Origin of the sequence: Pseudomonas edaphica (genome assembly GCF_005863185.1) — a bacterium.
In the GTDB taxonomy this organism is placed as follows: domain Bacteria; phylum Pseudomonadota; class Gammaproteobacteria; order Pseudomonadales; family Pseudomonadaceae; genus Aquipseudomonas; species Aquipseudomonas edaphica.
Genome location: NZ_VBVZ01000322.1, coordinates 1 through 7,081 on the forward strand (window position 1 = coordinate 1; position 7,081 = coordinate 7,081).

7 protein-coding genes are annotated in these 7,081 nt (G+C 59.6%); all 7 read right to left on the bottom strand.

Going from position 1 to position 7,081, the window contains the following annotated elements:
- Nucleotides 1-199: 199 nt before the first annotated feature.
- A complete protein-coding gene (dnaB, locus tag FEM54_RS20030; RefSeq protein ID WP_017138451.1) occupies nt 200-1,597 on the bottom strand; it encodes a replicative DNA helicase in 1,398 nt (465 codons plus the stop codon).
- 110 nt (nt 1,598-1,707) lie between these two features.
- The gene (rplI, locus tag FEM54_RS20035) at nt 1,708-2,154 is read right to left on the bottom strand and encodes a 50S ribosomal protein L9 (RefSeq protein ID WP_003171376.1); all 447 of its coding nucleotides are present in this window, start codon (nt 2,152-2,154) and stop codon (nt 1,708-1,710) included.
- A gap of 18 nt (nt 2,155-2,172) precedes the next feature.
- Complete coding sequence (locus tag FEM54_RS20040; protein WP_138452636.1) at nt 2,173-3,066, bottom strand: YybS family protein; 894 nt, start codon at nt 3,064-3,066, stop codon at nt 2,173-2,175.
- A gap of 36 nt (nt 3,067-3,102) precedes the next feature.
- Nucleotides 3,103-3,333, bottom strand: a complete 231-nt coding sequence (gene rpsR / locus FEM54_RS20045) for a 30S ribosomal protein S18 (protein ID WP_002551829.1) — start codon at nt 3,331-3,333, stop codon at nt 3,103-3,105.
- Between the two features lie 28 nt (nt 3,334-3,361).
- Complete coding sequence (gene rpsF, locus FEM54_RS20050; protein WP_003217491.1) at nt 3,362-3,784, bottom strand: 30S ribosomal protein S6; 423 nt, start codon at nt 3,782-3,784, stop codon at nt 3,362-3,364.
- A 327-nt stretch (nt 3,785-4,111) separates the two neighbouring features.
- Nucleotides 4,112-4,867 (bottom strand): 23S rRNA (guanosine(2251)-2'-O)-methyltransferase RlmB, encoded by a 756-nt coding sequence (gene rlmB, locus FEM54_RS20055; RefSeq protein WP_017138453.1) that lies wholly within the window; start codon nt 4,865-4,867, stop codon nt 4,112-4,114.
- Nucleotides 4,864-7,081, bottom strand: a 2,218-nt coding sequence (gene rnr / locus FEM54_RS20060) for a ribonuclease R (RefSeq protein WP_138452638.1), incomplete at its 5' end; no start/stop codon positions are given. The genes rnr and rlmB, both read right to left, overlap by 4 nt.

Sequence of the window (7,081 nt, forward strand, 5' to 3'; positions counted from 1 at the left end):
GTCCTGCGTTGGGCTGCGAAGCGGCCCCAGTACAGGCACGGCAATTTTGCTGAAAGTACTCAGCGTCTGTTTTTGGGGCCGCTTCGCAGCCCAACGCAGGACAAGCCTGCTCGCCACAACAGCCCACCTGCCACAGACTTCGTGTTAACCGGTTGTGTAGATACCTATGCTGCGATGAGGCCCTTACAGGCGCTGAAACTTACTCGTCATCGTCGAAGTTATAGCTGCCCGGCGCCAGGTTCTCGAAGCGCGTGTACTTACCGATAAACGCCAGGCGGATAAAGCCGATTGGCCCGTTCCGCTGCTTGCCGATGATGATCTCGGCAATGCCTTTGTGCTCCGTCTCGGGGTGATACACCTCGTCGCGGTACACGAACATGATCACGTCAGCATCCTGCTCGATCGCTCCGGATTCCCGCAAGTCGGAGTTCACCGGGCGCTTGTTCGGGCGTTGCTCAAGGGAACGGTTGAGCTGGGACAGCGCCACCACCGGGCAGTTGAATTCCTTGGCCAGGGCTTTGAGCGACCGGGAGATTTCGGAAATCTCGTTGGTGCGGTTGTCACCGCTGGAGCCTGGAATCTGCATCAGCTGCAGGTAGTCGATCATGATCAGGGCGATGTCGCCGTGCTCACGCACCAGCCGGCGAGTACGTGCACGCATCTCTGATGGGCTGATACCGGCGGTGTCATCGATAAACAGCTTGCGGTCGTTAAGCAAGTTGACCGCCGACGTCAGGCGCGGCCAATCGTCGTCTTCCAGGCGACCGGCTCGCACCTTGGTCTGGTCGATACGGCCAAGCGAGGAAAGCATACGCATGATCAGCGATTCACCAGGCATCTCCAGCGAGTAAACCAGTACGGCTTTGTCGCTGCGCAGCACGGCGTTTTCCACCAGGTTCATCGCAAAGGTGGTTTTACCCATGGATGGACGGCCGGCGACGATGATCAAGTCAGACGGCTGCAGGCCGCTGGTCTTCTCGTCGAGGTCGGTGTAGCCGGTGGAAATACCCGTGATGGCGTTGTCGGTGTTGAACAAGGTGTCGATGCGGTCGATGGCCTTGGTCAACAGGTCGTTGACGCTGACTGGGCCGCCGGTTTTCGGGCGCGCTTCGGCGATCTGGAAGATCTGGCGCTCAGCTTCGTCGAGGATCTCGGCGGCAGTGCGGCCTTCAGGGTTAAAGGCGCTGTCGGCGATTTCGGTGCTGATACCGATCAATTGGCGCAGCGTGGCGCGCTCGCGAACGATCTGCGCATACGCCTTGATGTTGGCGACAGATGGCGTGTTTTTCGCCAGCTCACCCAGGTAGCCCAGACCGCCGACCTGGGAGGTCTGGCCTTCCTTGTCCAGCTGTTCGGCCAGGGTCACCACATCGATCGGCGAGTTCTGGTCGGCCAGCTTGGCAATGGCGCGGAAGATCAGGCGGTGGTCATGGCGATAGAAATCACCGTCCGAGACTTGATCCAGCACGCGTTCCCAGGCGTTGTTATCCAGCATCAAGCCACCGAGCACGGCCTGTTCGGCCTCGATGGAATGCGGCGGCACCTTCAGGGCAGCGGTTTGCAGATCGTATTGCTCAGGAGCTGAAATATCGTTCATGGCCACTTGGAATTAGGGGTGTGTAGAAAAACAAAAGGCACGACCTGTAAACAGGATCGTGCCCGATGTTAACCGCCTGGCACGCGAGGTGCCAGTCAGTTAGGTGTTGCTTAAGCTGCTACCACTACAACGCGTACGGTGGCTTCAACTTCAGCGTGCAGGTGCACGGCTACGTCGAATTCGCCTACGTTGCGGATGGTGCCGTTCGGCAGACGAACTTCGCTCTTCTGCACTTCAACGCCGGAGGCGGTCAGTGCATCAGCGATGTCGTGGGTGCCGATCGAACCGAACAGCTTGCCTTCGTCACCGGCGGTGGCAGTGATAGTCACTTCCAGCTCAGCCAGTTGGGCAGCGCGAGTTTCGGCCGAAGCTTTTTTGTCTGCTGCGGCTTTTTCCAGCTCAGCACGACGCTCTTCAAACGCAGCCAGGTTGGCAGCGGTTGCAGCGGTGGCTTTGCCGTATGGCAGCAGGTAGTTACGACCGTAGCCGGCCTTAACGTTCACTTTGTCGCCCAGGTTGCCCAGGTTGGCGACTTTTTCCAGAAGGATCAGTTGCATGTGAAAATCCTCTAACTTTTAACCTTCACCGTTCGCGTTATCGGCGTCTTTCGACGCCAGACGACCGCGAAAATCAATCAGGCCGTCGACAATGGCCAAAACCACGAGTAACGGATAGATCAGCTGCATAAACAGCAACATCGTGACGTACAACCCCACCAGCCAGAACTTGGCCAGGCGCTTTCGCGCAACCAGCCCGTGAATCAGGGCCAGCCCGGCAAACACCAGCGGTACACTGCAAATCGGCGCCAGCAAGGCCATCTGTGGGCCGAAGTTCGGCCCGACAACCATGCACGCCAGCAGCAACATCGCCGGCCCCGCTGGGATTCTGATACTGCGAAATTCGCGACCAAAACCACCCGGGTTGTACAACAACGCTTGCCAATAACGCCCAACAATCAGGCTCAGCACGCTGACGACCTGCAACAATGCCGCAATCAGGCCGTTCAGGACCGGGGCAATCAGTGACGCAAACCGCGCTCGCTCATCTACCGACAATTGCTGGTAGAGATCCCCGAGGGCCATCGGCAGGATCTTGACGATCTCTTGCGATAGCGCTTCGATTTGCGGGCGGAAAGCCGCGCCAAGCATCACTGAGTACACCAACCCCAATGCCACGCTGACCAGCAGCGTGCGGACCCAGGACTCACTTGCGCGTAAAACCAACGCAAGGCTCGATGACCCCAGCAGTACCAGAAGTACCCGTGGATCACCGAATTGAAGCCACCAGATCAAGGCCGGCAACAATCCCAGGGCAAGAACGCCAAGGGCGTCCTTCAAACCGCGCCGCAGGAGCACAAGGCAACCTGCAGCAGCACCCAACCAATAAAGCAGCGGCAATGCCGCACATCCGGCCACTACCAGAGTGGCCTGCACGCGACCGCGCATGATGAACTCAGCTAAGGCGCGCATGCATTCAATCCCTTACTACTTGTCGACTGCCCGGTCTCAGCGGCCGTGGCTGTCGGTGTAGGCCAGCAGGGCCAGGAAGCGGGCGCGCTTGATAGCGGTGGCCAGCTGACGCTGATAACGTGCTTTGGTACCGGTGATACGGCTTGGAACGATTTTGCCGGTCTCGGATACGTAGGCTTTCAGAGTGTTGAGATCTTTGTAATCGATCTCTTTCACGTCTTCAGCGGTGAAGCGGCAGAATTTACGACGACGGAAGAAACGTGCCATTTGATAGGCTCCTTAAAAGGTCCGTGGATTACTCGTCAGCGTTATCGCTGTTGTCGCTGTCATCACTATCAGCGCTTTCAGCGCCTTCGTGCTCAGGACGGTCGCGACGCTCACGGCGCTCACTGCGGTTTTCTTCAGCCTTGAGCATCTCGGATTGGCCGGTAACGGCTTCTTCGCGACGGATGACCAGGTTACGGATCACTGCATCGTTGTAGCGGAAGTTGTCTTCCAGCTCGGCCAGGGCCTTGCCAGTGCACTCAACGTTCAGCATCACGTAGTGAGCCTTGTGAACATTGTTGATTGCGTAGGCCAGTTGACGACGGCCCCAATCTTCCAGACGGTGGATTTTGCCGCCGTCTTCTTCGATCAGCTTGGTGTAACGCTCAACCATGCCGCCGACTTGCTCGCTTTGATCCGGGTGGACCAAAAAGATGATTTCGTAATGACGCATGAATGCTCCTTACGGGTTGTAGCCTGCCGCTCAAAAACGGTCAGACAAGGAGTGAATGACACTTATGGATCTTGCCGCAGGAAGGCACATAGGTGCCTGCCAGGAAGGCAAGGGGCGCAATTGTAGAGAAGGGGGAGAAACGGCGCAAGGTGATTGGTGATTATTTGAACAATCTTCCAAACACCCTGAAACGACTGCGGGAGCTGAAATTCTGTGGGAGCTGGCTTGCCTGCGATGCAGGCACCTCGGTGTATCAGTGATACAGAGGTGATGCTATCGCAGGCAAGCCAGCTCCCACACAAGCCCGGCCGCACATTTTTGATCGGGTTACTTCTTGCTCTTGGCCTTGGCACCGCGCTGACGCTGGGCTTCGAACAGGCACACACCGGTGGCAACCGACACGTTGAGGCTGCTGACGCTACCGGCCATCGGCAATTTCACCAGGTAATCGCAATGCTCGCGGGTCAGGCGACGCATGCCTTTGCCTTCGGCACCCATGATCAGGATAGTCGGGCCGGTGAGGTCCTGGTCATAAATGCTGACCTCGGCCTCGCCTGCGGTGCCCACGATCCAAAGGCCGCGCTGCTGGAGTTTCTCCAGGGTACGCGCCAGGTTGGTCACGGCCACCAGTGGAATCACTTCCGCCGCGCCGCACGCGACTTTACGCACGACCGGCGTCAGGGTTGCCGACTTGTCCTTAGGCACGATCACCGCCAGCGCACCGGCGGCATCGGCCGAACGCAGGCAAGCGCCGAGGTTGTGCGGGTCGGTCACGCCGTCCAGCACCAGCAACAGCGGTGCGCCTTCGGTACGGTCGAGCAGCTCGTCGAGCATCGCTTCGCCCCAGACCTGGCTCGGGCTTACGTCCGCAACCACGCCTTGGTGAACGCCCTCAACCCACACGTCCATTTCACGGCGCTCGGCCTGGCCGATGGCAACCTTGTTTTGCGTAGCCAACTCGACCAGCGCTTGTACACGCGGCTCGCTGCGGCCTTCGGCCAACCACACCTGCTTGACGCGTTTAGGGTGATGACGCAGCAGTGCTTCTACGGCGTGCACGCCGTAGATTTTTTCCAGACTCATGACTTGGCCTTAGGTTTGCGCGACCCGCCGCTTTTCGCGGGGGCCGAACCCGCTTTAGGCGGGCCTTTACGGTGTTTACTCGGTTTGCTCGACGGCTTTTCCGCCCCGTGGGACTTTCCCCCAGACGCCGCTTTACCACCGCTTTTGGCTTCGTTGAGCAACTGCTGCTTCAACTCACGGCTCTTGCGCACTTCAGCGTTTTTCGCCGCTGCATCGCTCGGGCGGTAGGCCTCAGGGGCCTTCTCCTTGGTGGACGAACGACGAGCAGCCTTGGCTGGCGCAGGCTCGGTGGCCGCTGCTTTCGCAGGCGCGCCCTTGCCTTTGCTGGCTGGCGCAGTCGGTTCGCTGCCACGCTTTTTACGGCCAGTCGGTGTTTCGGTCGGCTTGTCGGGCATGCCGAAGTCGATCTTGCGCTCGTCGAGGTCGACGCGCATGACCTGCACTTCCACGGTGTCGCCCAAACGGAAGCTGCGACCGGTGCGCTCGCCCGCCAGGCGGTGATGCACAGGGTCGAAGTGGTAGTAATCGCCCGGCAGCGCAGTGACGTGCACCAAGCCTTCGACGTAAATGTCGGTCAGCTCGACGAACAGGCCAAAACCCGTCACGGCAGTGATCACACCAGGGAACGACTCGCCCACGCGGTCTTTCATGAACTCGCACTTGAGCCAGTTCACTACGTCGCGGGTGGCTTCGTCGGCGCGGCGCTCGCTCATGGAGCACTGCTCGCCCAGCTGTTCCAGAGCCGCTTCGTCGTACGGATAGATCCGTGCCTTCGGAATGGTCATGGCACCGGCGCGCTTGACGTGCGGGGTGTTCTGCTTGGAGTGGATCACGCTGCGGATCGCCCGGTGCGTGAGCAGGTCCGGGTAACGACGAATCGGCGAAGTGAAGTGGGTGTACGCCTCGTAATTCAGGCCGAAGTGGCCCTGGTTATCGGCGCTGTACACCGCCTGGCTCAGAGAGCGCAGCATCACGGTCTGGATCACGTGGTAATCCGGACGGTCCTTGATGCTGGCCAGCAGCGCCTGGTAATCCTTCGGCGTCGGGCCGTCCTTGCCTTTGTGCAGGGACAGGCCAAGCTCACCGAGGAAAGCGCGCAGTTTTTCCAAACGCTCCGGCGGCGGGCCGTCGTGCACGCGGTACAGGGCAGGAATTTCGTGCTTTTTGAGGAACTCTGCGGTGGCCACGTTGGCCGCCAGCATGCACTCCTCAATCAGCTTGTGCGCATCGTTGCGCGTGGTCGGCGTAATGGCCGCGATCTTGCGCTCGGAACCGAAGACAATCCGGGTTTCCTGGGTTTCAAAGTCGATTGCGCCACGCACATGACGTGCGCCCAGCAACACCTTGTACAGCGCGTAAAGCTGCTTGAGGTGCGGCACTACGTCGGCATATTCGCCACGCAAGGCCTTGGCTTCGCTGGTCTTCGGCGCTTCCAGGATGGTGCTGACCTTGTTGTAGGTCAGGCGCGCCTGGGAGTGGATCACCGCTTCGTAGAACTGGTAGTCGGTCATTTCGCCGGTTTTGGAGATGGTCATCTCGCACACCATGGCCAAACGGTCGACTTTCGGGTTCAGGGAGCACAGGCCGTTGGACAGCTGCTCAGGCAGCATCGGGATCACGCGCTCAGGGAAGTACACGGAGTTGCCGCGCACCTGGGCTTCGTTATCCAGGGCCGAACCGATCTTCACATAGCTGGAGACGTCGGCAATCGCGACGAACAACTTCCAGCCGCCGGAGAACAGGCGCAGCTTGCCAGGCTTGGCTTCGCAATAGACCGCATCGTCGAAGTCGCGGGCATCTTCGCCGTCGATGGTGACGAACGGCAAATGGCGCAGGTCGATGCGTTTTTCTTTGTCTTTCTCTTCCACTTCCGGCTTGAGCTTGGCGGCCTCCTTGAGCACAGCCTCCGGCCAGACGTGAGGAATATCGTAGGTGCGCAGCGCAACGTCGATTTCCATGCCCGGCGCCATGTAGTTGCCGACCACTTCAACAATATCGCCCTGTGGCTGGAAGCGCGCGGTTGGCCAGTGGGTGATTTTCACCTCGACGAACTGGCCGACCTTGGCGGCGCCATTGCGACCCGGGGTGATCAGCACTTCCTGCTGGACCTTCGGGTTATCCGGCACTACAAAGCCGATGCCGCCTTCTTCGAAGTAACGGCCAACGATGGACTCGTGGGCACGGGACACCACTTCGACGATCACGCCTTCACGG

Bases quoted from the DNA above. Each gene is read 5' to 3' on its own strand.
- dnaB (WP_017138451.1), bottom strand. From the start codon at position 1,597: ATGAACGATATTTCAGCTCCTGAGCAATACGATCTGCAAACCGCTGCC.
- rplI (WP_003171376.1), bottom strand. From the start codon at position 2,154: ATGCAACTGATCCTTCTGGAAAAAGTCGCCAACCTGGGCAACCTGGGC.
- FEM54_RS20040 (WP_138452636.1), bottom strand. From the start codon at position 3,066: ATGCGCGCCTTAGCTGAGTTCATCATGCGCGGTCGCGTGCAGGCCACT.
- rpsR (WP_002551829.1), bottom strand. From the start codon at position 3,333: ATGGCACGTTTCTTCCGTCGTCGTAAATTCTGCCGCTTCACCGCTGAA.
- rpsF (WP_003217491.1), bottom strand. From the start codon at position 3,784: ATGCGTCATTACGAAATCATCTTTTTGGTCCACCCGGATCAAAGCGAG.
- rlmB (WP_017138453.1), bottom strand. From the start codon at position 4,867: ATGAGTCTGGAAAAAATCTACGGCGTGCACGCCGTAGAAGCACTGCTG.